Raw genomic sequence first — 25,657 nt, 5'->3', positions numbered from 1 at the left:
GTGTGATGCCACGGCCAAGATATACGCAGGTGAGTCCGGAAGACACGCCTTTCTATCACTGCATTAGTCGCTTCGTGCGGAGGGCATTTTTGTGCGGTGTGGACGATTACAGCGGCAAAAGCTCTGAACATCGGCGGGATTGGGTCGAGTCCCGTTTGCTCGAGCTTGGTGCGGCCACTACTGGGGACATGCCAGTGTTTGGTGGCGCCTTCAGATACAGCCAGATGCCTGTCCTGACGATTGTTCTACCCATTGAGGCTAAAGTGAGTGCATGCAATAGCTACAACAAAATAGAGGCCTCTCTGAGACACTCCTACCGGAAGAAAGAGGGGGAAACACCAAGGATTCTTTTATCCACACAGTGTTGGGGTTATCCTGAGTCTTCTTTGACTCCAACTAGCCCTCGCAAAGGTTTAAAAAATGCATCTACCCAACATATATGCTTACTTAGATAAAAGGTACGATCCATTAATTAAGTATCTGTTTGTATTGCCTCCTTGTGATTTTCTCAGTTTTTTAGAGGCCGTGAGTAATGGTATATGTGTAGTAAGAGAGGAGCATGGTTATGAATTAGAAGAAGGTTTTATTACATTTTGGGATGCTAGCAGCGCAATAGAAACGACTATAAGTATCACGCTTCAAGAGTTCATTGAAGTACTAGAGCCTTTGAAAAACAGCTTCCTAGATGAATTCCCGACAGAGAAAGAAAGTCTCAACAAAACTACGTGTAAAATTAAAAATAGTGAATCTCTTAGTGGCATTTTCACAAACATTGAGAGACAGTTTCTAAAAGAGCTGGAATGGTTTTATAGAAACCACGGCAGTGAATGGAACATAAATGACTTCTCAACAAAAATAAAAAACAACAAGCAGAAACTCGATAGTATATTAGTTTACTTATCTAAAAATGGATACTTAAGCATCAGCAAGGAAAACAAATACTCTTTTAAAGTTTTAAAACTCCCCCCCAAAAAAAATAACAAAGACACCCACAATTGTCGGTAGCTTCCCCGAGGCTTGACTAGGCTTTAAACAAGCCATTGACAGGAAGCGGGGAGATGGGTGATGCCACGGCCAAGGTATACGCAGGTAAGTCTGGAAGACACGCCTTTCTATCACTGCATCAGTCGCTGCGTGCGGCGGGCATTTTTATTCGGTGTGAAAGAACAATAGATGACAGCCAAACCTTTTTGAGGTTTCCCGCGTCGTCGATTGACCATTGAAGTAAACATCAAAACTCAATTGATGCCTACAATGCCTCAGCCCGTCGCATCAATTAATAGAGGACGAACGACAAGACAGGCATAGCCTTGCGCTCCCCCATTTGAGCATCTTCAGTAAGACTACTTCCCCGAGCGGTTGAGTACGACGAGTGCGATGCCGCCGAGGACGGCGATGGAGCAGAGGACTAGTCTGAGGCTGAGTGGCTCGCCAAGCAGTAACAGGCCGCCGAACGCGGCTATGATGGGTACGCTGAGCTGCACTGTTGCAGCTGTGGTGGCTTCGAGGCGGGGCAATACCGCATACCAGAGTGCATAGCCGAGCCCGGATGCGATGGCACCAGACCCAATGCCGTACAGCACACCAATGGCGGAAACGCTGAAAATCGCCGCTTCTTCTCCCTGCCCCGCTATTTCGCCTTGCGACGCCATCTCAGCCGCCGCAATCACCCCATACAGCAGCAATGCCAAGGGGACGCTGCGGACAAAGTTGCCGGCAGTGGCAGAAAGCGGCGATGCAGCGCCGCGCCCGAGTAACGAATAGACGCCCCAGCAAACGCCTGCCAGCAGCATTAACAGGGCGCCGACGCTGTCGGGCGCTGCTACCCCAGGCAGTAAAAACCAGCCCAAGCCGAGCAGCGCCAGCAACATGCCAAACAGCTGCAACCGATTCGGCCGCTCACCCGCCCAAAGGCCATAGCCAATCATGGTGGCCTGCACCGCCCCAAACAGCAGCAGGGCGCCGGTAGCAGCAGTGAGGCTGAGGTAGGCAAATGAAAAGGCTGCGGCGTAGCCCAGCAGCGCCAGCGCCGAGCGCCAGTTGCCGGCAAGCCTCGCCTGCTTTGACTGTCGTTTTGATTCTGGCGCCGGAGCAGTTCCTGATTGCATAAAGGCAAGCATCATAAGTACCAGGGCGCCACTCACCATCCGCACCAGGGTGAAGCTCGCTGCATCAATACTGCCGGACACCAGCGCCTCGCGGCAAAGGAGCGAGTTGGCCGCAAAGGCCAGCATGGTCAGCGCCGTGAGCAGCCACAGCCGACCGTTATCCTGGGTTGATGCAATCTGTGGCTTTTTGTTCATTCGACCTTTCTGCGCATTTGGTTTTTGGTTTTTTGGCTTTCTGCCAAGGACGGTACAGGGGACATCCTAAACACTTTGTGAACTACGAAGATACACTCTGTTTCGCTTCAATCTCTGATAAATGGCGATGAATTACTGAAAGTAGGTTTGATGGCCCCAGTAATTTGCCAACACTTATGCAAAAACTGCGATAACCAAGCATGCCTGCGGCAGGCTTAGAACAAAAGACCGGACAGGCAAAGCCTTGCTTTCCGCCCGACTTGAGCTTCTGCAGCCAGGCTATTTCCCCAAGCGATTGAGTACAACGAGTGCGATGCCGCCGGGGACGGCGATGGATCAACGGGTGAGTCTGAGCCTGAGCCTGAGTCTGAGACTGACTGGTTCGCCAAGCAGTAACAGGCTATCGAGTGCGGCTATGATAGGTACGCCGAGCTGCTCTGTTGCAGCTGTGGTGGCTTTAAGATGGGCAATAGGAAAATGCAGCTACAGACGCATCTTTCAATGACAGCAAAGCCTCCCGGCAATTTGGACAGAATGTGGTGCAACCTTTGACTGCTGTGACAGACCCATTCTGCTTTTTTCTCACTTTTCCCCGGTTTTTTGTTACTCTCGGCAGAGGAAATCAGGATCTCTTGACCTTGTGGCCCAGTCATAAGGGATACTTGAACGGACCAGGTTATGCAATGGATTGAAACCGCGACGCTTTTTGCCGTCCTGCTAAGCGCTCTTTTAACCACTATGCTACTTTCTCACCGCCAACTTGGTACTGCCAGAAAATGGCTGGCTGCGCTCAGTGGTGCTTTAACATTAGTGCTGTTTGACAGTTTCAGTTATCAGCAAAACCTGCACACCGCATATCCACATATCCTTGGGTTGATTTTTCCCCTGCACCTGCTTTTTGCACCTTTGCTCTATGGCTATATCAGTCATCTGCTTTGCAAAGAGGTCAAGCGCGTGTTCCTGTGGCACCTTGCGCCTTTCGCCCTTTCTGTGTTGCTTATGATGCCTTTCTATCTGCAATCCTCAGCCGATAAAGCCGCACTTATGGCTGGCAGCGCGGCTGAGCAGGCTCCATGGTATCTGACACCCGGCATCGTCTTTATTGTCGCGGGCTCCTTCATTCAGACACCGATTTACCTTTGGCTTTGCCTGAAGCAGACGTTGCGAACCATCAATGCACTGAAAAGCTATTACTCCTCGCCCTTTGTTTCCACCATCATCTGGATAATTGCACTGCAGTTGGCTTTTGTACTGTTCTGGGTTCTGGATATTACGTATCTGATGTTGGATAGCTTTGGTGTCAGCGGATTTCCAATCAACCAAATCACCGACCTTATGCTGCTTGTCATTTTGGTGGTGATGACGGTTCTGGGTTTTCAGAAGCAGACGCTGTTCGAACCTTTGATAGCTCACCCAGAAATAGGACAAGCACAGCGGGGTTATAACCCACACCAAAAAGCCATCGAGTTAGCGCCGCCGCAGTCATCACCTGAAGATCGAAAAGTAAAATATGAGAAGTCATCCTTGACCGCCTCCCTGGCAGAAAACCTGTTTAGAGAGCTCAGCCAGCATATGGAATCCCATCAGAGTTACCTTGACTCCGAGCTATCCTTAAATCAGCTGGCAGAAGAGACGGGGCATTCACTGCATAATATTTCTCAGGCGATTAATCAAAGCCAGCAACTGAACTTTTTTGACTTCGTTAACCAATACCGAGTGGAGACGGTCAAATCCAGGCTGGTTGCCGAGCCGGACATGACTATCATAGACATAGGTTTACAGTCCGGTTTTAACTCAAAATCGGCGTTTTATGCCGCCTTTCGAAAGAGCACAGGCATGACCCCCAGCAAGTTCCGCCAGCTGAGCAAGGCCGAAGCGGTAGAAGCCTGAACACACAAGTCCTATATCCCTTTTTCCTGAGTCCTGTCCTATCGGGCGGCACTTGCAGCCAGTAAAAATTACCTAGTATCCGGGGTTCAAACCCAACCCAAGGAACTGGTTAATGGACACACTCATTTGGCAAAGCAAAAAACAGATCTTCTCTGTTTGTTTTTCAGGTATTTCACTGTGGCTGTCGCTTGCTGTCACCACTATTCTCACAGGATGTGGAGGTTCAGACGACATAGATGTAGACAAATCCGGTGTAGACGTGAATGTGTTTCTGGATGGCAGAGCCAATAGCGAACTGGATGCCGTGCTTACCCGTATCGCCCAAGAGAAAAATATCGAAAACGCCATCTTGATGGTGGATGTACCCAAGCATGGTTATCGCTGGCATAAAGCCGTAGGCATAGGCAATAGCCGCACCCAGGCCCCTTTGAGTCCCAAGCAAAATTTCCGCACCGGCAGTGTCAGCAAGATGCTGACCGCTATAAGAGTGCTGCAGCTTGCCGAACAAGGGCTGCTGGACCTCGACCAACCCATAGCAACCTTGTTGTCTGATGCTGATATGCCAGCAGGTAAAACACTGGCTGAGCTCAGCGTGTATCAGGGCCAAGCCATAGGCGGGCAGATAACCGTGCGACAACTACTCAACCACCGCTCAGGGATCCACGACTACCTGTTCGGCGAAGGTTCAAGCGGTATGACACTGGCTGAACTCATGGTGCTTGATGCCACTGGCGTACTGCCCAGCGGGGTTTCTCAAAAGCAGTGGAGCTCGTTGGCGTTACTGGATTACTTCTTCCAAAACGGTATGGGTAACCTGCCCTATGCAGTGCCAGATAGCCGCTTTTTCTACACTGACTCTAACTATCTGCTTTTAGGCATGATAGTGGAGAAACTTACCGGCAGGTCGCTTGCGGATAACTACAGAGACGGCATTTATAGTCACGCTGACATGCCCGGTGCCTATCTGGAATGGTATGAACCAGCCAAATCGGCCGCGCCGGTCGACCACTACCTCGATGCCAGTCACGATGGGCTTGGCAACCTCAATATTGTGGAACTTGAGATAAATACCTCACTCGATTGGGGAGGTGGCGGTGTTGTGACCGATGCAGTCAGTCTCAGCAACTTGCTATCGGCACTGTTTAACAAACACTTGCTCACCCAAGAAGCATCACTGGCGGAAATGACCTCGTTCTCGGCCACCGACTTTCCAACTAACGAGTTCCTGACCCAATACAATTACGGGCTTGGATTGGTTGAACGTGTATACAAGCTGGACAAGTACCGCGATGTAAAACTCTATGGCCACGATGGTTTTTGGGGAATACATGCTTATTACGAACCCAAGACTCAAGCCAGCATAGTACTGGTTCTGAATCAGGCCACAGCCGACGATCGCTGGATTGGCGACGTGGTTAAAGCGCTGATGAAAGCCAAGCTCTTTGGGATCTGATTGCTTTACTCAAATCCAGCGCTGTCAGTGTGGCAGCTGCTGGATGTTTTTAAGCGCAAAACGAGGGCCATGACAAAGCAGATCCAACACCCGGTTCCAAGGGCCCGAATCTACTTGAGGCAAAGGTTGCTGCTTGTTGCTACAATAGCCAGGCTTTACGCCGAATTGGCATCGTCATTTCAGCCAGACAAGCCACAGCTATTGGCAGTCAACGCCGTCAGTGCGGCGATTCCATGGGGGCTTAGCCGACTCCGTAGATAGAGCTGCACACCTTGCTATTTAAGTTTTCCGGCCAGCGCCGATCACCACAGGATACTTCCTTGAGCACTTCAGACACCCAGCCTTCCATGGCGTTTTCCACCCTTAAGCTTAAAACCGAACTGCTTGAGAACCTGTCCTCCATGGGCTATCACGAGATGACGCCCATTCAGGCCCAGAGTCTGCCAGCCATTCTGGCGGGTGAGGATGTGATTGGTCAGGGCAAAACCGGCTCGGGTAAAACGGCGGCCTTTGGTCTGGGGCTGCTGAACAAGTTGGATGTGAAGCGTTTTCGCATTCAAACCCTGGTGCTGTGCCCTACCCGTGAGCTTGCGGATCAGGTGGCGCAGGAAATCCGCACCCTTGCCCGTGGCATTCACAACGTGAAAGTGCTTACCCTGTGCGGCGGCGTGCCCATGGGACCGCAGGTGGGCTCACTTGAGCATGGCGCTCACATCATCGTAGGTACGCCGGGGCGGATTGTTGACCATCTGGAGCGCGATCGCCTCGATTTAAGCAACCTCAATATGTTGGTGCTCGATGAAGCCGACCGCATGCTGGAAATGGGCTTCCAGCCGCAGCTGGATGCGATTATTGCCAGAAGCCCGCGCGAGCGCCAAACCCTGCTGTTCAGCGCGACCTTCCCTGAGCAAATTCAATCTATTGCTCAGCAGGTTATGTACAACCCTGTGATGGTAAAAGTGGCTGTAACCCACGAGAAGAGCACCATAGCCCAGCACTTTTTCCATCTGGAAGACGACGGCGCGCGGATGCAGGCACTGCGACTACTGCTGCTTGAGCATAAGCCAGAGAGTGCTGTGGTGTTCTGTAATACCAAGCGCGAAACCCAGAAGGTGGCCGATGAGCTCAGCAATGCCGGTTTCAGCGTGCTGGCGCTGCATGGTGACCTGGAGCAGCGCGACCGCGATGAAACCCTGCTGCAGTTTGCCAACAAGAGTGCCTGCGTACTGGTGGCCACCGACGTTGCCGCCCGCGGTCTGGATATCGATGCCCTCGATGCGGTATTCAACTACCACGTGGCCCACGACACCGAAGTACATATTCACCGCATTGGCCGCACCGGCCGCGCGGGCAGCAAGGGCGCCGCCTTCACCTTCTATAACGACAAAGACGGCTACAAGATGGCGCTGCTGGAAGAGTATCTGGAGCGTGACATTCAAAGCGAGCCGCTGCCGTCGGCAAGCCTGCTTGGCAAAATGCCCCAGGCGCCAAGCATGATCACGTTGCAAATCGATGGCGGTAAAAAAGATAAGCTGCGCCCCGGCGATATCCTCGGTGCCTTAACCGGCCAAAACGGTATCGAAGGTGCCGAAGTGGGCAAGATTTTAGTGACCGATTACCGCGCCTATGTGGCGGTTAACCGAAAGGTTGCCAAAAAGGCACTGGGTAAAATCACCTCCGGTCGCATTAAAGGCAAGTCGTACCGAGCCTGGTTGATGAAATAAGCCAGGCTCTGACAGCATCAGTGTCACTGAGTAATGCCTAGCCGCTTGTTCAAAATAAAGCCCGCATGATGCGGGCTTTATTTTTGGTATTGGCTTAGAGCGCTTATTCAGAAGCAGACGGGCTATCGAAGCTTTTTAACGACCGTAAAAACAGCCCCAGGCCACCGAAGCTCAGCACCAGAATCATGATTAAATCGAAGGCGGTCATGGCCCGTAAGCTGAAATGAACCGAGGTGATCACCCCAAACAGCAAGGCTGCGAGGGAGCCAAAGGTCAGCAGCCAGCCAAAGGGGTTTTTGGCATTGTAAAACATAATCCCCACCCCAAAGATAAAGGGCACCATCACCATGCCAGTGGTGATACTGACATTCATCCCCATGGCCTGAAATCCATAAAGCGACATGCCAAAACCAAAATGTGACCTGACCTGAATGGCATTGAGCAGTAAATATACGCCAATCACCATCATCGCCAAGCCAATAAAAAAGTGGCCTAAACCACCATTGCTGCCGCCTGCACCGCGCATGCCCATCTCCCTTTTCGGCTGAAATTATCCCTGAACTCTATGGGTTCACTGAGGAGGTTTGTACCCCTTCATCGGGCGGATGTAAATAGCGCTGGTAACTTCGCTCACTCAAGGGCGAGCGTCGCCACCTGCACTCACGGGCCAAGTCTGCTAGAATCCGCCCATCTTGATGTTTGACTGATGTTGAAGGAAACGCGATGAACCCCATTATTGCGCTGCTTAAAGAGCACAATGTGAGTGATGAGCAGGTGAAAAGCCTGTTCCAAACCCTGACCGAAAACCCCTTGATGGCCATGGGTGTGTTGGGTCAGCTTGGTATTGCCCCTGAAAAACTTCAGGGCATGATGATGCTGGTGATGCAAAACCCCGGGCTGATCAAAGAAGCAGTTGAAGAACTGGGGCTGGATTTCTCCAGGGTGGAAGCGGCCAAAGCCAAGATGGATGAGCAGTCTGGCGCAGGCAACTGATCTGCCGCGGTAAGCTGAAGCAGTCCGGTGTTTGCCCTTTATGGTGAGAGCTAAGCACATCTGAGCCTAATCTTATGCACCCAGTGCAAACAGCCTTTACTCAGCCGGACTGTTTTTCACTTCATATCAAAACATTAAAACCAATTTGCACTTACCAAGTGTCTGCAACATCCCGTTAAATCTCTGGAAAGTACGGTTTAAGCAAGGCCTCAAGCTCTGCCACCTGAGCGGCAGCCTGCTCCAGAGCCTCTAGCACCCGCGCATCGGCCACTACCGGCTCGTTGCTGCTTTTATCGCACTGATGTTCCGCTTCACGCAGCAAGGCTGACAAGGCACCGAAACCACAGGTCGCGGCGGCGCTCTTCAAACTATGATATTGAATTCGCGCATCTTTCATATTCAGTTTCGGCTGCACCAATAAGGTTTGCGCAAGCTTGATATCGGCCAGAAACTGGGTCAGCACCATACAGTAAAGTGCGGTATCTCCCAGCCGTTTACAGGCTACATCCAGCTCCAATCCGAGTCGTTCACTGAATTGCAGCACCTCTTTTGGCAGGCCATCAGCCGCCAGCGGCACTGATGTGGCTGTATCCGATGTTGCAGCCAACGCGGCTGAGTAGCCTTTGTCATTGCCGCTGGATTGGCTGGGAGAGGCGCCTTCAAGATGCTGGCACAATTTCTCCGCAACCTGTTCAATATCAAATGGTTTGGCAATATGGTCATTCATGCCCGCCTGCTGGCAGGCCAGTTTGTCCTGGGGCATGGCATTGGCGGTCATGGCAATAATCGGCAATTGGGTGAGTTTCAACTGCTGGCGAATACGGCGGGTGGTTTCATAGCCATCCATGCCCGGCATCTGAATGTCCATCAGCACCAGATCAAAGCTCATCGACACCAGACGTTCCAGCGCCTGAAAGCCATCCACGGCATCGGTCACCCGGGCGCCAAGCTGCGTCAGTAAGGTGGTAGCCACCAGCCGATTGGTAGCGTTGTCCTCCACCAGCAGCAGATGCTTACCTTCAAGCGATGCTCCGGGCAGCGCCAGTTGCTGGCCGTCTTTGGCTTTGGGGTGCTCACAGGCCACCTCCTGCAGGGTGTTATACAGCATCTCCCGGGTTATGGGTTTAATCAGGGTGGCATCGTAACTGCCATCGGCCTGCTGCAATTGGGCCTCAAGGATCCTTTCACTGAAGGCGGTCACTATCACAATCGCCGGCTGCCTGGGCAGAGCCGTTAGCCTGCGAATAGTTGCCGCCAGGGTGAGTCCATCGATGTCCGGCAATTGCCAGTCGATGAGCAGTACATCAAACCCGGCAGTCTCAGGCGCCTGTACGCTCCACAGCGCCGACTCGGCATCTTTACAACTGCTGACCTCACAGCCAAGCTTTTGCAGCATTTCCTGCAACACCAGCCGGGAGGTATCGTTATCCTCAACCAGCATCACCCGGATGGGCGCCAATGTAGCTATGCTGGTTTGCGCGGTTTCAGAGGGGATGTAGCCCAGCGGCACCCTCAGGGTAAAGGTGCTGCCCTGACCAGGGGTGCTGGCGACCTCAATATCGCCACGCATCAGGCTGATAAGCTCACGGGTGATGGCAAGCCCAAGGCCAGTGCCACCGTAGCGGCGAGAGATAGATGAATCGGCCTGCTGGAAACCGGTGAAAATGATCTCCTGCTGAGCCTCAGTCATCCCAATACCCGAGTCAGATATCTCCACTTGTAGCTCACAACGCCGTTCATCCTCAATACACACGCCGATACGGGTGATAACTTCACCAACCTCGGTAAATTTAATGGCATTGCCAAGCACGTTAAGCATCACCTGTCGCAGCCGCAGGCTGTCCCCTATCAGGGTGTCTGGTACCGCATCATCCACCTGATAAACCAGTTCAATGGCCTTATGCTGCGCCTGGGATGACAAAATGCTGCCCATCTCAGTCAGCAGTTGCTGCAACGAGAAAGGTTGCTGCTCCAGCTCTATCCTGCCTGCCTCGATTTTGGAGAAATCCAGAATGTCGTTCAGCAGCGCCAGCAGCGATTTAGCCGCCTGCTGAGTCTTCAGCAAATAGTCACGTTGCTGCGGCTCGAGTTCGGTATAGAGGGTCATTTGCAACAGCCCGAGTACAGCATTCATTGGAGTACGGATTTCATGGCTCATGTTGGCGAGAAAGTCGGACTTGGCCTGGCTTGCATGCAGCGCCTGCTCCCGGGCATCTGCCAGTTCCTGCTCCCGCTGCAACTGCTCGGTGAGGTCATAGGCAATACCAAGATAACCGCTCAGCTCACCTTCTTCACTGCAAAGGGCCGTTACACTGAGCCGCACCGGGATCTGCCTGCCGCTTTTGCTGATGTAGGTCCAATTATTGGTATCGGGCTTGCCACGCCTCGCCTTGGCGACAAAGGCATCGAAACCGGGCTCGACCTTTTGCCCAAGCTCCTTGCTGAGCACTGCCGCGCGTTCCACAACCTCCTGTTCTACATGGAATATGGCCGGGGTTTGCAGGCCTATCATTTCGCCGGCACTGTACCCCAGCATGCGCTCAGCTGAGGGGTTGAAGTCGGTGATAATACCTTCAGGGTCGGTGGCGATCAGGGCATATGCTGCCGAATTGAAAATACTGCGCTGCAGCGCGCCCATCTGCTCAAGCTGTGCGGTACGCTGTTGCACCAACACTTCCAGCTCGGCCTTGGCAGCAATCAGGGCATCTTCCTTGGCTTTGGCAAGCTCGGCGCTGTGCCTCAGTACCGTTAAACGCCTGAGCCACATCAGCTGCGCCAGATACACCAGCACAGCCACAAGCCAGCTCGAGATCCAGGCATTCCACAGCCTCGTTCTTGGTGCAGTGAGTGACATGGCTTGGATAAAGCCTTCTGCCGGAGCCAAACTCAGCAGCCAATTACGACCAAATATCGTGATGGATTCACTGATTTCCCTGTCCTTAAGCGCATCCGATTGCTGCCCCCGCATAAAGAAGAGTTCCTTTTTCTCATCGGTGACATCAAAAATCGACAGAGTCAGATTGTCATCCAGCCCAGATACAGTACTGAGCACTTCATCAATCAGAATCGGTGCATAGCTCCACCCCACCAGACGTTGCATCGTCGCGGAGGTATCGGGGTTATGTGCGTCAGGACGAAACACTGGCAGCAAAATTAAAAAGCCGTGCAGACTCTTCTGACTTGCCTGTACCAGAGTAATGGGACCGGTCAGGCTTGCTGTCTTTTCCCGCGCCGCCCGCAGCGCCGCCTGGCGCCGGTTTGATTCAGAACCAATATCCAGCCCAACGGCTTGCCTGTTACGGTTCTCAGGCTCAATAAAACGGATGATAAGTAAATCATCCTGATGGGGCTGTAATTGCCGCAGATTAAAGTTGCCATCTGGCCGCTCTGCCACGGCTTGTTCAAGGAATTCAGTAAGATGGTTTTGGGGCACATATTGCACAAAGCCAAAACCTCTGGCGCCGGGGAACTCCATATCATAGTCCCGGGTGCCTGTGTAGGTTTGCATATGTTGATAGTTGAAGTTGTCGGGGCCGACGGTCACCATGGAGCCCCTGAGTCCGCGCAGGCCGTGCTCATACAGCGAGACCTTCTCTGCCACCCCGGCTCCAATCTCCTGTACCCGTGTATGCAGGGCGTCGGCAACCCTGGCGTTGTTTTCAGCATGCTGACGGGCAGCAAGCTCACTGCCTACCCAATACCCCAACAGAATGATCAGTACAGGCAACCATAATGACAACAGAGGTTGCTGCGAAAAGGAGCTCTTAACCAGTCCTGTGCCTTGCATTGAAATCCTCGTCCTGAGTACCCGAATAGGAGGATAAAAAGCACTTTAAAAACATGCGGTTTTAAGTACAAAGCATAGTCGCCATCAGGAATATAGCATTGAATATTTCGATTCCTTTTAAATTCCCGTTGAATTTCATAGCTATGGCGTTCTCTATCACCTGCTCAGCCATTACCAATGCCTCAGCTGCTGGCAGTCATGGCAAAAGCCAACTCAAGGCTGACTGAGTCCCGCAAAAACATACAAATACATCGACTACACTCTTATGAGATATGCCGAAGGACGGTCTATGAAAGAGCGCATCCAACAAACCCTGCTGGAGCAGTACAAGATCTCAGAGCTTGAGATCCAAAGCCGCAAAAAGCTGTTTGAACTCAGCGATAGCGAGCTTGAGGCGCTGCACGACTACCGTTTTCTGATTGAGGAGCACTCGGGCTCGATTATCGGCCGCTTTTACGAACTGGTATCGCAGGACGAACACGCTACCCTGCTGATTGGCGACACCGACACCTTTGAGCGGCTCAAGTTGGGGCTGAATAAATACATTCTCGACATGTTTTCAGGCTTTTACGACAGCGAATACGTCAACAATCGTCTGCGTATCGGGCTGGTGCACAAACGCATTGGGCTGGAACCCAAGTATTTTATTTCGGCCCAGCGCTACCTCACCAGCGTCATTCAGGAGTCCATCCGGCAGATCATTGCCGATCCGGACGAAGCCTGGCGAATAGGGCTCTTGGTCGAGCGGCTTATCTCCTTCGATACGTCCTGGATTTTCGATACTTACATCACCTCGCTGGTCGATGAAATGCGCTCGCAAAACGCCAAGAATGACCTTTACGTGCGCTCACTCGAAAGCAAAATCAAATACCTGGAAGGGCTTGCCAATAAGGACGTGCTGACCGAGCTTTACAACAAACGCGCGTTTCGCGAATTACTCAGGCGCGAGATGCTGCTGTCGAAGCGCACCAATAGCACCATTTCCATCATTTATATCGATGTCGATTCTTTTAAGGGCATCAACGACAGTCGTGGCCACGAAACCGGCGATAAAGTGTTGGGCTCACTGGGGCAAATCATCAAACAGGTGGTGAGGGAAACCGATATCCCCTCCCGCCAGGGTGGCGATGAGTTTTGTATCGCCCTGCTCGACTGCACCCTGAAAGAAGCCAAAACCAAGGCAGAGCTCATTATCGAGCATTTCAGCAGCGCCTTCGCGGAATACAGCATCAGCATTGGCATTGTGGAAATGCTCGACAAGGTCGATGTGGATGTCGACAGCCTGCTGCACCGGGCCGATCAGAAGATGTATCTCGCCAAAAAGAGCAAGGGCAACAAAATTTGTGAATAGCCCGGCAAGCTCACAAAAGTCGTTTTTTATCAGCCACTCTTAAAGCGCTGCTTTGCGGTGTGAGTAATCCAGGCCGCTGGCTGCCTTTGATAAAGCCAGCGGCAACTAGTCGCTTTCGATATAAGCCGCCAAACAGGCAAACTCGGCCTCCAACCGCTGCTCACTGAACAGTGGCGCCAGTTTCAGCAGCCACTGCTGCCACAGTCTGCGGGCATCCAGCATCTCTCCCTGCCAGAAGAACCGCGCCGCCATGCCATGTCGCACCGCCTGCCAGCGGTTTTCGCGCAGTTGCCAGTCGGCAAGCGAAAGCTGCTGCTCGCCATCCAACAGCCCCCGCAGCAACTCGGTTGCCAACAAAGCGCAGAGCGTCGCCACTGAAGATGCCAACATGGGGGCGGGCTGCATATCCATCACCCTGATTTCTATGGTGCGATACACTGGATGCAGCCGCGCGTCGGTCCAGATACAGGTAGGTTTGTGAATAAGCCCGGCACTCAGTAACCTGCTGATGGCTTCAAGTTCGCTCTCAAAGGAAACCACCTCTGGCGGCGTGCCACCGCGGGGCAGCTGCCCGAGTGCCGCACAGCGATAACTGGCAAGCCCGGTGTCGCGACCTGCATACATCCGAGAGTTTGCACAAAGTGCAATCAGCGGCGCCAAAAATGGCCGCAGTGCATTAAAAAGTCGGCTAAGCCAGGGCTCGGGGCATGAGCCAATATGGCAGTGCATGCCAAAGGTGAAGAGCTGACGCAGCAGTTCCTGCAGCTCATCCACACTGGCTCGATAACAATCACGAATGGCCATCTCCCGCCAGTCCAGAGTGGGATGGGCGCCGCCCACAAAAAGCTGCAGCTGCAGTCTATCCAGCCGCAAGGTTAAAAAGTCGCGGCAGCGCCGCAGGTGCAACGCCTGCTCGCGGGCATTGTGAAACACAGGACTGCTGTGCTCAAGCATGCCGATATGGGCTTCGGGGCTCCACAGTCCCGATGGCCCATCCGTGCCGATAAGCGCCTCAAAGGGCAACTCAGCCACCTGCCCGCTGGCATCCAGCAGCAAATACTCTTCTTCGAAGCCAAAGCTCAAACCCGCCAGCAGCGCTTTTGCATCCACAGCCGAATCGAGTTGTGTACCAACATGGCCTGGGTTTCCCGGAATGTCGCCCGGTATTGAAAGCCTTTCCATGGCTCATTCACCCCGGCCGATAGCAGCAGGACCTGTCACCAAACAGGCGCCAGCCAAAGGATGGCGCTGACGGGTGGCGCTGACCATGCCCTCTATAGAAGTGCGCCCCATCAGCCCCGAAATTTGTGGGCTGGGTGCACCTTTGGGCCACAAACACAGGGCTCGTACTTCAAGGCACAGACTCAGGTCTTCCGGCGCCAGATACACGCAAGGCGCGTACTCTACCCGCTGCTGCGCAAGCACAGGGCCGCGGGGTAAGTCATCAGCAGGCGTCAGCGCGGGGTTTAGCACCACACCTGCACCGCCATAGCCAAAAAGCGGCTTGATGACCTGCTGTGGTGCAATGGTATCTCCGGGCAAATGCAGCATGCGACAAGGCAGCACACTTGGGTCATCCAGCAGCGGTAGCATAGATTTTGCGAGTAAATAGTACCAGTCGGGGTGCCCGGCAAAACTCACTTCAGCGCCGAGAAACAACTCCCGGCAATGGGCCGCTTGCTCGGGGCTGATGACTATCAGGCGATTATAAATGCGCTCAATCGGCTGCAGTGCGCCGCCTGCCTTCGTGCTGTGATAAAAAAGCCGGTTGCCGCGGCGCACTATATTCGAGAGCGGCTGCGGCGAAATGCCGTATTGGCGCGCCATCAACTCAAAACAAAAACCTGTGGCCTGTGTCAAAGGCGCTTCATCGAGCATGACCACGGCATCGGCAGAGGCAGTCTGCCCCAGCACAATTTGCCCAAGGGCGCGGCGCCGCTCACTCAAGGGGGCGAGTCCAAACGCAGAGTATGAAAGCGCGGCTTCCTGGCTGTGTGCCCAGGCATAGAGAGATGGGAAAGCCTGCAACTCAATCAGTCGATGATTGAGGGTACCGGCAGCTTCACAGATGGCAAAATCGACCGCAAAGAATTCGCACCAATCCGGCGCATCGCCAATCAGCAGTGCTTTGGGTACCCACTGACGGGCCCTGGCAAGCCGCTCAGGCGCCATGGCCTGCTGCAATAGCGCAACGGCACTTTGGCAAATCCCCTTAAAAAGCGGCCCGGGAAGCTGCAACGTATAGGGCGCCAAATGGTCAGATGAAGTTTGAACACAGGGCAAGACCCCGTGCTGCCCGGCGCTGCGGACAACGGTTACGTGATTCATGGTGTTGGCCTCCCCTGGCCCAAGATCCTTTTCCCTGCAACAGGGCGGCCGCTTACAGCGGTTTCAGGTAGACGTGGCTGGTTTTGTTGGCTTCAAAGCCAATGGCACGATAAAAACGATGGGATGCTTCGCGGCGAATATCAGAGCGCACCAGTAACCTTTCCAGTCCGCGCTGACGGGCCCAGGTCTCGGCCTCGGCGACCAGTGCTTCGCCCAGCCCCTGTCTGCGGGCATGGTTTCCCACCACCAGGCCGGTGATCTCGGCCTTAACGCCGGTTTCGAGGGTGAGTCGTTGCTCAACTACCAGCCAGGCGGCCACCCGCCCCTGCCACTCAGCAACAAAAATAGCGTGGTCCTGCGAAGCAAGGATCGCAGCAAGACAGACGCCGGTTTCCATCACAGTGGTTTGATAGCCAAGCTCCAGAGTAAGGGCGGCAATCGCACTGACATCGGCTGTGGTGGCGGCGCGGCAAGGCACCTTGGCCAGAGTCTCGGTCATGACAATTCTGCCGCCGTCTTTTTGGGAAGGGTGTCGTTGATGCTGACCCAATCGACATGGGTATCGTAAAACACATGGGCCATTGGCTCGGTTTCAATGGCCTGGTGCAGACAGGCACGCACTATGTGCAGTTCACCTGGCCAGCGGCTGGATGTGAAAAAGAGGCTGCTGCCACAGCGGCCACAAAAGCCCCGCCGGGCAGGGGCGGAAGAGGCAAACCAGATTAACTTGCCTTCAGGGTCGCCAATTTGAGCTTGCTGCTCATCGACCCCAAGCCAGGTGACAAAGGCTGCACCATGGGCGCGCTGACATTGGCTGCAGTGACAGTGGGCAACCCACTTCACCGGCGTATCAAAGGCCACAGTGACAGCGCCGCAAAGGCAACTGCCGCTAATCTTATCGTTGGCCATAACCTTCCCCCAAAGGCGATACATACTGGAGCCATTGTTGGCAGACTGGTCACTGATTGTCCAGCCTGCCGTTATTCAGGCGAGGATCCGGCGTCAGATTAGCCTGCGCCCCCGTCTGGCATACGCTGTCAGTCCAGCCCTTTCATCAGGTTGTTGCCGGCGGCAATGCGTTCCTGACGGAGCTGTTCACCAAGTTTTCTAAGCTCTGCCTCTTCGCTGGCAGTGGGCTCACGCTCGCCGATTTTGTCCATCATTTCCATCAACTTGCGCTCCGTAGGGCTCATTTCGGCCATATGTAGCCCATTTTCCGCATCATTGAGCCTTTGCCCCAGCGCGTCGTACTGAGCTTGCAATTGCTCAAGGCGTGCATCATCAGCCTCGCTCCTGTCTTCCATGTCATAGAGCGCATCTATACTGGATTGCAGTGACATCATCTGCTCACGGAGCACTTCCACATCTGACGCCAGCTGTTCTTCGGCGGTTTCCTCCACAACGAAGCCTTTTTTAGCCATACAGGCGTCGATTTCCCGCTCAGACAACCCCAGCGCAGTTTGCGGGCCTTTATCCAGACATTGCTCAACCTGGGTGCCGTCGCCGGTCTTCAGATACTGGTCGTAACACCCCCTGAAGGCTTTTTCCAGCGCCTTACCGGCTTCTTGCTTGCTCATGCCGGCACAGGCGGCAACGGCTTCAAAACCAGGCTGATTCATGCCCTGGGCAATCATAGATTTTAAGGTGTTCTCGAGATATTCCTGGGTCAGCCAGGAGGTATCATCTTTGGCAAAAACCGCTGTGCTGACCAAGGGGGCCAAAACCAGCGCTGCGATGAGAGTGCGATTTTTCATGCTGTAAATTCCTTTTACTCAGGGAACGGGACAACGGCAAACCGTATGGGAGTTGGATCCTTCTCAGGCCGGTAAACCGCAACAGGCAAACTAAACAAAGTTAACGGCTTTGCCTATCAGTCATTTGTATGAGAGTCATCAGGCGATACTGCGGGCGACAGTGCCAATCACTGTGCGTTCGACCCAACGCGGAGGCTGACGTTAGGCTATGCTTTAGGAGTCGCAAACACTATCAGGTTGCGGCCGCAACTGTCTTCACAAGTCCGACAAAGAGACAACATCATGGCCAAATTCGGCATTGCCCTTCTGTGGTTGGTAAGCTGCTTGTCGCAGGCACAAACCCAGATCCTGCTCTTTGCCGATCACCCGATTGATATTCATCTCAGCCAGGAAACCCTCAATGCCAATATACTGAATGCGCTTGAACAACATGCGGACGGCCAACTGCATTTCAGCTATCAGCTGGTGCCCCAGAACCGCAGTTGGCGCATGCTTGAGAAAATGCCTGCCTGCCTTATCAACCAAATCAAGACCCCGGAGCGGCAAGCCAAAGCCTACTTCACTCACTTCCCGTTGACGCTTTATCCACCGCTGCGCTTGATAGTGGCGCAGGCCACAGCCACAAGCTGGCCGGCAGAATTTACCCCAGCCAGTTACAACCTGCCGGGCAATAACCTTATAGGGCTGGTAAAAGGCCGCAGCTACGGCGAGGCGCTCGATATTGCCTTTGCCGCCACGCCGCAACATTACTTTGTACGGGGTGGCACCGAACCTGCCGAACGCACTTTGGATATGTTGATCGCCAAGCGCATCAGCGCCACCGTTGATTACAGCCGCTCGGTGCGGGTGTATCTGGATGAAATCCAAAGCCCTTTTGCATTCAAAGCGATACCCATAGCCGGTGAAAATTCTGCGGTGGCAGGTTTTATTGCCTGCAGCAAAGATAATCAGGGAAAAGCCATGGTGGAGGCGCTTGATATGGCCTTTGCCAAAGACGCCATGCTGGAAGACTACATTAAATTTCACCGTGCCTTTTTTGGTGACGAAGAAGGCGCGTTTTTGGAAGCCGATATCCGCGCACGCCACCTCAGTCTGAAAGCCTCCCACTGAGACAATGCATCCAAACTCGACTGACATCAGACTCGGCTTGCTTCAGACTAGACTCAGCCAGGCAAGGCTGGGCCAGACTCACCGTTATTTGGCTGGCACCACACCTGCCAAATAACGGCAAAATACTGCGATTACAGCTGCTTTTTCAGCGCTTTGACTTCTTTGCTGAACGCCTTGTCATCGGGCGCTATTTGCGCGGCGCTGTCGAGCCAGGTGCGGGCTGAGGTCTTATCCCCCATCAGTGCCAGCAGCTGTGCCCGACGAAGCTGGGCCCAGGGACGGTACTTATCCGGCAAGTTGGCAAACAGTGGCTCCATGCCTTCACTCGCTTCCTTCAGATACACCCCGCCCTTTACCGCATGTTTTAACAGCTGGTATCTAAGCTGTGGATCCAATTCAGCATCTTCATCGGGCTGCTTGCCCCAGCCAATGGCTTCACTGAGCACAGCCGCCGCCTTTTCATGGTCATCCCCCATGCGCACCGAATGGCGCAGGCTCAGCTGCCTGTCAGTGCGAAACGCCTTGCGGGCTTCGGCAAGCTGAGCATCGAAGGTCTTGTTGTCTTCCTGCTTAAGGGCAACATCCAGTAAAGCCAACTGTCCTTCCAGTGGTGAAATAGCAGCGATATTGAGCGCCACTTGCCGCGCCTTGTTTTCATCGCCCCCCACAATGCCGGGGGCATGAAGGTAGAAGCCAAACAATGCCTTGGCAATATCCATATCCTTGGGGGCAAGCTGCTGCGCTGCCTGATAACTCTCAAGTGACTTTGACGCCAAGCCCGGCGCTGAAAACACCGAGGCGCCCATCGCCATATTGGCATAAATATCGCCGGCCATTTTAAGCCCCTGCGCCCTGGCAGAGGTCGATGCCATGGCATTGGCGGTAAGCCAGGCGGTGAGCTCATCTTCGGCCTCATCTTCACGTTCGAGTTTAATCAAACTTTTTAAGCGAAAGGCCATCAGATTGGCGGGCGCATCGGCATCAATCAGCCCCAGCAGCGCCTGGTATTCACCAGCCTGATAACGGCTCTCTACGGTATCTATTTCGGGGGAAGGCAAGTCGGTAAGTCTGGCATGGGCAATGGTGGAAGCGCCGCAAAGAAGCAGCGCTGAAAGCAGCGATAAACGCAGAGCACGATGCTCAAAAAGGTTCAAATTCAGCATAGGGTGGCCAGGTTAATTATTTTGGCTTTCGACCCATTGCCAAGAATTAGAGTTCCATGAATTAGCTGAGATCAGTCAAAAGCATTAACCCCAATCGCCGCAGCAAGCTCGCCGCTAATCAAGCTCCTTCAGGGTGGCTGCGCCAAGCTGCCCCATCTGGCGGCTAATCCAGTCGGCACGGCCGGACATATATTCGGTGGGCGGACTGATGCGGTATTCCCAGGGGTTTGGCAACAGCGCCGCCAGCAGCGCCGCCTCACGTACACTGAGCCTGGAAGCACTCTTGCCAAAGTAATGCACCGAGGCGGCCTCGGCGCCATAAATGCCGGGGCCAAACTCCACAATATTCAAATAAAGCTCCAGCGTCCGGCGCTTACCGGCAATGGTATCCAGCAGCAGTGCAAACCAGGCCTCAAGGCCCTTACGCACCAAGCTGCGGGATGACCATAAAAACAGATTCTTGGCGGTTTGCTGGGTCAGAGTGCTGGCGCCGCGCAATCGCTCTCTGGGCTCCCTGTCTGCCAAAGCGATTTTTATCGCTTCAAAATCAACCCCATAATGCAGTGGAAACCGCTGATCCTCAGAGGCAATCACCGCCAATTGCAGATTGGGGGAGATATTCTCCAGCGGCCGCCAGCTGTGGCTGACCTCAATCCCCGCCCTGGGTGGAAACAAGCTCCGGTCGATACGCCAGGCCCAGGTGGGCGGGTCGAAAAAGGTAACGGCCGCAACCAGCGCGACGCTGAGCAGCACAAAAATCAAAGTCAGCTTGAACAGCCAACGCCAGAGGCCGCGCCAAATGCGGCTTAAGAAGGATCGTTTCGGCTCGCTGGGCACAGGGGCATCACTTCCGTTCATTGCATCACCAGACATGGGCAAACTCCCTTTCTACCTTCCGCTTGTGTCGCATTAATCAGACGGGCAAACAATAAATATCCACTTGGGATCCCGGCTCCATGGTTTGATAATTTTACGCTTTTTATCCTTGGTATAGAAACACTTGCCGAACAGGATAATACCGGCGCCCTCAAGCTCCCTACGCTCTTTAATGCCGAAGCGTTTAAGCAGGCTGTCACGGATCTCAGAAATGGCAATGCCGGTTTCACGGCTCTCGCTGGGATTAAGCCAGTTCATATCTTTATCAGAGTGCGACAGTGTGCCCCAATACATCCGGGGCGCACCGTTTTCGGTCGGTTCGGCATCGGCGAAATTCACAAACAGGTTTTTTGCCCGCCAGCGGTGCACCTCATCGGTGTAAACCCACAGATCTGAGCTGGCAAGTTCACTGCCGCGCAGCAAACTTTGCAGTACTTTTTTCAGCCCCAGCTTGGGCGCTGAGACAGCGGCTTGCGCCGCGTCGGCAGTTTGGGGTTCCGTTTTGCCGGTCTGGCGGGAGGCGGGTCGATAATCCGCCTTGGGTTCGCGAACGCCTTCATCACTGGCAGCCGCGCTCTTTTGCCGTGGTAAACGCACCGGCGCATCGAAGTCGATGCTGAGGCCATCTTCCCGCTCAATGGCTTCCCGCACTTCGGCAGCCGCGCCTTCTTCCTCTTTACGCGCGGTTGATGGCCGGTATTCGGGGCAATCATCGGCGTGGTAGAGCGAGCCAAAACAGGCCGCCTTACCATCGCTTGAGGCGCGGCGAAAATAGGCGCGGGCGCCGCAACCGATGCAAAAAAGTGACTGACGCAGCAGCTCCTGCGTGGCTTCATCAAGCTTGGCAAAGCCATAAACGGAAAACACCCGCTCTGCTTCACCTTCCGGTTCACAGCGTACGTCCAGCACCTTTCACCTCCAAGCCACCAATCCAAATACAGGGCCTGAGCATGATGGTAAAGACTGCTGATTAATCAGGCAAATTGTTTAAGCCACTGGGTAAATGCCTGTTTGGGCAAGGCGCCAGCCTGCTGCGCCAGCACCTTACCCCCCTGGATCACCATCACAGTGGGGATGGAGCGGATCCCAAACTTTGCCGCCAGTGCCTGCTGACTTTCGGTATCTAATTTGCCAAAGCGGAACCGGGGTTCAAACTCGGCTGCGGTCTGGGCAAATACCGGCGCAAAGCTCTGACAGGGACCGCACCAGGCAGCCCAAAAGTCTACAACCAGCGGTATCTCGGATTTAACGGCATGGGCGTCGAAGTTGGCAGCAGTCAGCTCTAACGGCTTACCAACAAACAGTGGCGATTTACAACGGCCGCAACTGGGGGCGTCGCTGAGTCTGTCATCGGGCACCCGGTTAAGGCCGTGGCATTGGGGGCAGGCAAGGATCATGGCTATGGCTCCAAAAATAAAGGCTGGATAAAACCACACATGGGGGCACAGTAGCGCCGTTACAAGGCGAAAAATCCAGCATCCTTCACTTTTGTCGCCAACTCTGGCAGGGTAAAACACTGGATATAAGATGATTACAATAACAAGGACCTCAGATGACATCAGGAATTCAGCCCGGCAAGTGGCAACATCTGCCCCGCAGCTTGCTCCTTGGGCTGCTGCTGACAACTGCCGCCCCGCTGGCCGCCTTTGCCCAAGCCGAACCCGCCGAAACCGATAAGCCTGCCAGCGCCGCCATTGCCACGCCACTGACCTACGGCAACAGCTATCAGGCCCCGTCACGCCATTTTGGAGAAGGCAGGCGCTTTATGGTGGCGCTGCCAGAACGCTATCAAGCCAGCGAGCGCCGCTATCCCGTGCTTTATGTTATCGATGGCGATTTTCAGTTTCGTCATGTCTCTGCGGCGGTAAATAACCTCACCCGCATGGGCAAGATCCCGCCCATGATAGTGGTGGGCGTCGCCACCCAGGGGCAGGCGGACTATATCAAATCCACCACCTGGGCCTCCGAGCGCGAAGGTGATGAGTTTGGTGGCGCCGATACCATGATGGCCTACCTGAAAGACGAGCTGGTGCCGCTGATTGATAGCCGATTTCGCACCAGCGGCAAGAACGCTGTTGCGGGCTATTCATTGGGCGGCCTCTTTACCCTCGAGGCCTTGATGGCCGACAACACGCCCTTCTCCGCCTTTTTGGCCATGAGCCCCAGCGCCTGGTACGACGATTACGGCATCAAAGGCCGCATGGCGGCTTACATCAAAAAGCACAAGTCACTGCCACCACTGTTTTTATCGGTGGCCAACGAAGAAGGCATGGGGGTGCAGCCGCTGTTCAAGTTGATTGAAAAGTCAGTGCCAAACTCCGGGGTGGTGTTCAAGCGCTACCCGGATGAAACCCACTACAGCACCGCTATGCCTGCGCTGTTGGATGCCCTGGAGTATCTGGCTCCGGCCTACTACACAGATCTGGATGTGCTAGTGCCAATGGATAACTACAAAGATGTGTTGAACCACTTTGAGGCCAAGCGCAGCCAATGGGCCGGATTTCGCTTCGAATGGTTACAGTCTTACTATCTGGCCAAGTATTTTTTCATTACTAAACAGCAAGATAAAATTGACTCCTTCCTCGATGAAGCCCAAAAACGCTTCCCTGAATCCAACACAGAGTTATGCGTTGCCATGGCCAAAGCCTATTTGAAAAAAAAGCAGCCTGAGGAAGCGCAAAAAGTGCTGCTGCGGGCACAGAAAGAAGGCGAGCAAAGCGCCGACTGGCTGGCGCAAATGAGTGAAGCCAAAAAGGCCATGGGCGCCATAGCCGAAGCCCAGGCCCTGCACAGCCGCGCCATGGCGCTGGCCGAAGCTCAGGGGCTGGAAAGCTGGGAGTACTGGGAGCTTAATCCAAGGCGCTTTTAGTATCCGGCACGGCCCAAAGGGTAGTATCCGGCACAGCCCAAAGGGCAACATGATCAGTAAAAAAGGCGCCCTGGGCGCCTTTTTCATTGAGCTTAACGGCTCACCCTCACTTCCGGTGAGTTCATCAGCGCCAACATGGGATTGGCCGCCATCACCTGCTGGCGCATCAGCTTGCCGATGATAAGCCCCGCCACAAAGCCGCCGATATGCGCCCAGTAGGCCACGCCCTCACCCGCCATGTACAAGCCAAAGATGTTAAACGCCAGCCAAATACCGAAGAACACCAGCGGCGATACCTTCTTTTGGTAGATGATGAACATAAAGGTCAGGCTCGCGTAGCGGAACCACAGCAGATACATACCGAACAGCCCGGCGATGGCACCGCTGGCGCCCACCATGTAGATATCGCTGCCGGGCTCGGAGATGATCTGCGCCGCCGCAGCCGCAAGACCACACACCAGATACAGCCCCAAAAAGCGTGCCCGGCCCAGGGCATCTTCCAGGTTGTCTCCCACCACATAGAGGAAGTACATATTGCCCGCCAGGTGCAAAAAGTCACCGTGGAGGAACATGTGGCTTACCAAAGTCCACACATGGCTGCCGTGGAGGACATCCCTCGGCACCAGGGCAAAGTTTTCAAACATGGGGTCGGTCATCGACAAATCGAAGCCATAAATGCCGAAAATCACCATATTCAGCGCCAGCAGCCACCAGGTAACCACAGGTTTGGACTTGGGTTTGAGGTTAAACTCCACCGGCATCTGCGACAAAAACTGAAACAGCCAGGTTTTTACACTCACCTTGCCATCCAGTTCGGTCAGCGCCTGACGCACCAGGGGTGATTGCACCACCTTGTCGCATTCAGCCTTGTCGAGCCACACGCCTTTACAGCCGGGGCACACGTCCACTTCAATCTCGAACTCGTTCATCAGATGATAACGCTCAAGGGTGGTGTCGCAGCTGCAGCAGCGGCGGCTCGACTCGCCGAGGTGACGCCCCAGGCTCTGCTCCAGCGCCACGTTACTGTCGCCGTTATCGGCACTGGACAGTGCCTTGTTCAGCTCACCGTGCTCAAACCACAACCCACCGCATTGCTGGCAGGCATCCACCTGCTCGCCATGAAAATCAAACTCACGAAACACATCATGGCCGCAGCCGGGACAAGGCATCTTCTTCATGGCTTACTCCACCATCACGCCGGCGTCTCTGAGGCTAACGCCCAACGCCTCATAGTTTTGCTTAAGCTGTGGCAGGGTATCCTGCTCGAGTTTGAGGGTCACTTCCCGCAGCAGTTTTACCCCATGGGTGGGGCCATAAAACTTGGATTCCATCTTGCTCACCACATCGTCGCTGGTCGCATAAAAGCGGCGCGCGGCAGACAGAATATCGGCGGGAGTTTCCAGCGTTGCTTGAGAAAAGCGCATGTTTTCCCAGATAAAAGTGGCGACAGCCGGATGATGCTGTTTGATGTCGTACGGGCGCTCTTTTTCCACCTTGTCGGCATAGGCGTTGAGGATGGCTACGTTATCCGACAGCTCCTCATACAAGGCCCGGCGCAGGTGGTAGTTGTTCTGCTGACTCATCAGCGAGTCGAAGGCGATCGCCTGACTCAGACCTTCTTTGGCGGCCAGATAGACACCGGCCACGGTGGCGATAATCATAAAGATCTGACTGATCCAAAAGCTGCTTTTGACCAGCTCCTGATTGTCCAGACGCACATTGTGGCGCCCTGCCACATTAGCAGTGCCAACGGCCGCTTCTGCGGGCTTTGCCTTGTTGTCGACTTCCATATCCATGAACTCCTAAATTATGGATTTATATAAGAAATTAATCTTGCTTCGTGCAAAAGCATAAGGATACCCATCCACGCCGCACAGCGCTACCCTTTGGCGAAAGTTACGCCAAACTGATAAGACCAGTACAGGCTCGGCGCCAAACAGCATTATCCACCAACAAAACCAACAAGATAGCCAGTTTCATCCAAACCAGCCCGACACTGACGGTATTCAGCGCCAAAATCCCTGTTTGCCCCGTCGGTTGGTTGGGGTATAACAGA

The 25,657-nt window shown here is 54.1% G+C and carries 22 protein-coding genes and 2 pseudogenes; 10 read left to right on the top strand and 14 right to left on the bottom strand.

Features of this window, described 5'->3' with window-relative positions; genetic code table 11:
• Positions 1–5: 5 nt before the first annotated feature.
• The 3 genes and pseudogenes from MJ923_RS02335 to MJ923_RS02325 all read left to right on the top strand — a co-directional run.
• Positions 6–200 (top strand): annotated as a pseudogene (locus MJ923_RS02335) (transposase); the annotation flags it as partial.
• Between the two features lie 220 nt (positions 201–420).
• Positions 421–1,005: a hypothetical protein gene (locus tag MJ923_RS02330; protein ID WP_240589749.1), complete on the top strand. Its 585-nt coding sequence runs from the start codon at positions 421–423 to the stop codon at positions 1,003–1,005.
• A gap of 60 nt (positions 1,006–1,065) precedes the next feature.
• Positions 1,066–1,158 (top strand): annotated as a pseudogene (locus tag MJ923_RS02325) (Mobile element protein); the annotation flags it as partial.
• 185 nt (positions 1,159–1,343) lie between these two features.
• On the opposite strand, the gene MJ923_RS02320 reads toward MJ923_RS02325, so the two are convergent.
• Complete coding sequence (locus tag MJ923_RS02320; RefSeq protein ID WP_240589748.1) at positions 1,344–2,303, bottom strand: DMT family transporter; 960 nt, start codon at positions 2,301–2,303, stop codon at positions 1,344–1,346.
• A 678-nt stretch (positions 2,304–2,981) separates the two neighbouring features.
• Between MJ923_RS02320 and MJ923_RS02315 the strand changes: the two genes are divergently transcribed.
• From MJ923_RS02315 to dbpA, 3 genes are all read left to right on the top strand, one after another.
• The gene (locus MJ923_RS02315) at positions 2,982–4,193 is read left to right on the top strand and encodes a helix-turn-helix domain-containing protein (RefSeq protein WP_240589747.1); all 1,212 of its coding nucleotides are present in this window, start codon (positions 2,982–2,984) and stop codon (positions 4,191–4,193) included.
• Positions 4,194–4,305: 112 nt separating this feature from the next.
• Entirely contained in the window at positions 4,306–5,646 is a 1,341-nt protein-coding gene (locus MJ923_RS02310; protein ID WP_240589746.1) for a serine hydrolase domain-containing protein, read from the top strand.
• A gap of 347 nt (positions 5,647–5,993) precedes the next feature.
• Positions 5,994–7,370: an ATP-dependent RNA helicase DbpA gene (gene dbpA / locus MJ923_RS02305; RefSeq protein ID WP_240590232.1), complete on the top strand. Its 1,377-nt coding sequence runs from the start codon at positions 5,994–5,996 to the stop codon at positions 7,368–7,370.
• A 103-nt stretch (positions 7,371–7,473) separates the two neighbouring features.
• Here dbpA and MJ923_RS02300 read toward each other — a convergent pair whose 3' ends face one another.
• The gene (locus MJ923_RS02300; RefSeq protein WP_240589745.1) at positions 7,474–7,896 is read right to left on the bottom strand and encodes a hypothetical protein; all 423 of its coding nucleotides are present in this window, start codon (positions 7,894–7,896) and stop codon (positions 7,474–7,476) included.
• Positions 7,897–8,093: 197 nt separating this feature from the next.
• Between MJ923_RS02300 and MJ923_RS02295 the strand changes: the two genes are divergently transcribed.
• Positions 8,094–8,363, top strand: a complete 270-nt coding sequence (locus tag MJ923_RS02295) for a DUF2999 family protein (protein ID WP_240589744.1) — start codon at positions 8,094–8,096, stop codon at positions 8,361–8,363.
• 175 nt (positions 8,364–8,538) lie between these two features.
• Here MJ923_RS02295 and MJ923_RS02290 read toward each other — a convergent pair whose 3' ends face one another.
• Complete coding sequence (locus MJ923_RS02290; protein ID WP_240589743.1) at positions 8,539–12,102, bottom strand: response regulator; 3,564 nt, start codon at positions 12,100–12,102, stop codon at positions 8,539–8,541.
• Between the two features lie 337 nt (positions 12,103–12,439).
• On the opposite strand from MJ923_RS02290, the gene MJ923_RS02285 reads away from it, so the two are divergent.
• Positions 12,440–13,501 carry a GGDEF domain-containing protein gene (locus MJ923_RS02285; protein WP_240589742.1) on the top strand — a complete coding sequence of 354 codons (1,062 nt, stop codon included), beginning with the start codon at positions 12,440–12,442 and terminating at the stop codon, positions 13,499–13,501.
• Positions 13,502–13,606: 105 nt separating this feature from the next.
• Here MJ923_RS02285 and MJ923_RS02280 read toward each other — a convergent pair whose 3' ends face one another.
• The 5 genes from MJ923_RS02280 to MJ923_RS02260 form a co-directional block, all read right to left on the bottom strand.
• A complete protein-coding gene (locus MJ923_RS02280) occupies positions 13,607–14,683 on the bottom strand; it encodes a carboxylate-amine ligase (RefSeq protein ID WP_240589741.1) in 1,077 nt (358 codons plus the stop codon).
• 3 nt (positions 14,684–14,686) lie between these two features.
• The gene (locus MJ923_RS02275; RefSeq protein ID WP_240589740.1) at positions 14,687–15,829 is read right to left on the bottom strand and encodes a hypothetical protein; all 1,143 of its coding nucleotides are present in this window, start codon (positions 15,827–15,829) and stop codon (positions 14,687–14,689) included.
• Positions 15,830–15,881: 52 nt separating this feature from the next.
• Positions 15,882–16,328, bottom strand: coding sequence for a GNAT family N-acetyltransferase (locus tag MJ923_RS02270; protein WP_240589739.1), 447 nt, complete (start codon positions 16,326–16,328; stop codon positions 15,882–15,884).
• A complete protein-coding gene (locus MJ923_RS02265) occupies positions 16,325–16,738 on the bottom strand; it encodes a GFA family protein (RefSeq protein WP_240589738.1) in 414 nt (137 codons plus the stop codon). Before MJ923_RS02265 ends, MJ923_RS02270 begins: the two co-directional genes overlap by 4 nt.
• A gap of 128 nt (positions 16,739–16,866) precedes the next feature.
• Positions 16,867–17,583, bottom strand: coding sequence for a hypothetical protein (locus tag MJ923_RS02260; RefSeq protein WP_240589737.1), 717 nt, complete (start codon positions 17,581–17,583; stop codon positions 16,867–16,869).
• A 282-nt stretch (positions 17,584–17,865) separates the two neighbouring features.
• Between MJ923_RS02260 and MJ923_RS02255 the strand changes: the two genes are divergently transcribed.
• Entirely contained in the window at positions 17,866–18,693 is an 828-nt protein-coding gene (locus MJ923_RS02255; protein WP_240589736.1) for a hypothetical protein, read from the top strand.
• A gap of 131 nt (positions 18,694–18,824) precedes the next feature.
• Here MJ923_RS02255 and MJ923_RS02250 read toward each other — a convergent pair whose 3' ends face one another.
• The 4 genes from MJ923_RS02250 to trxC form a co-directional block, all read right to left on the bottom strand.
• Positions 18,825–19,856, bottom strand: a complete 1,032-nt coding sequence (locus tag MJ923_RS02250; RefSeq protein ID WP_240589735.1) for a hypothetical protein — start codon at positions 19,854–19,856, stop codon at positions 18,825–18,827.
• A gap of 114 nt (positions 19,857–19,970) precedes the next feature.
• Positions 19,971–20,729, bottom strand: coding sequence for a monofunctional biosynthetic peptidoglycan transglycosylase (gene mtgA / locus MJ923_RS02245; protein WP_240589734.1), 759 nt, complete (start codon positions 20,727–20,729; stop codon positions 19,971–19,973).
• A 36-nt stretch (positions 20,730–20,765) separates the two neighbouring features.
• Positions 20,766–21,641 carry a hypothetical protein gene (locus tag MJ923_RS02240; RefSeq protein WP_240589733.1) on the bottom strand — a complete coding sequence of 292 codons (876 nt, stop codon included), beginning with the start codon at positions 21,639–21,641 and terminating at the stop codon, positions 20,766–20,768.
• Positions 21,642–21,706: 65 nt separating this feature from the next.
• Positions 21,707–22,129, bottom strand: a complete 423-nt coding sequence (gene trxC, locus MJ923_RS02235; protein ID WP_240589732.1) for a thioredoxin TrxC — start codon at positions 22,127–22,129, stop codon at positions 21,707–21,709.
• Positions 22,130–22,284: 155 nt separating this feature from the next.
• Here trxC and MJ923_RS02230 point away from each other — a divergent pair, with 155 nt between their 5' ends.
• Positions 22,285–23,601, top strand: coding sequence for an alpha/beta hydrolase-fold protein (locus tag MJ923_RS02230; RefSeq protein ID WP_240589731.1), 1,317 nt, complete (start codon positions 22,285–22,287; stop codon positions 23,599–23,601).
• Positions 23,602–23,693: 92 nt separating this feature from the next.
• On the opposite strand, the gene MJ923_RS02225 is transcribed toward MJ923_RS02230, so the two are convergent.
• On the bottom strand, positions 23,694–24,779 hold the full coding sequence (locus tag MJ923_RS02225) for a rhomboid family intramembrane serine protease (RefSeq protein WP_240589730.1): 1,086 nt from the start codon (positions 24,777–24,779) through the stop codon (positions 23,694–23,696).
• A 3-nt stretch (positions 24,780–24,782) separates the two neighbouring features.
• Positions 24,783–25,391, bottom strand: a complete 609-nt coding sequence (locus tag MJ923_RS02220) for a hypothetical protein (protein WP_240589729.1) — start codon at positions 25,389–25,391, stop codon at positions 24,783–24,785.
• Between the last annotated feature and the right edge of the window lie 266 nt (positions 25,392–25,657).

It is taken from the genome of Shewanella zhuhaiensis (assembly GCF_022484835.1).
Classification (GTDB): Bacteria; Pseudomonadota; Gammaproteobacteria; order Enterobacterales; family Shewanellaceae; genus Shewanella; species Shewanella khirikhana.
Note: the sequence above shows the minus strand (reverse complement) of the source record. Positions and strands in the feature narration are given on the sequence as shown.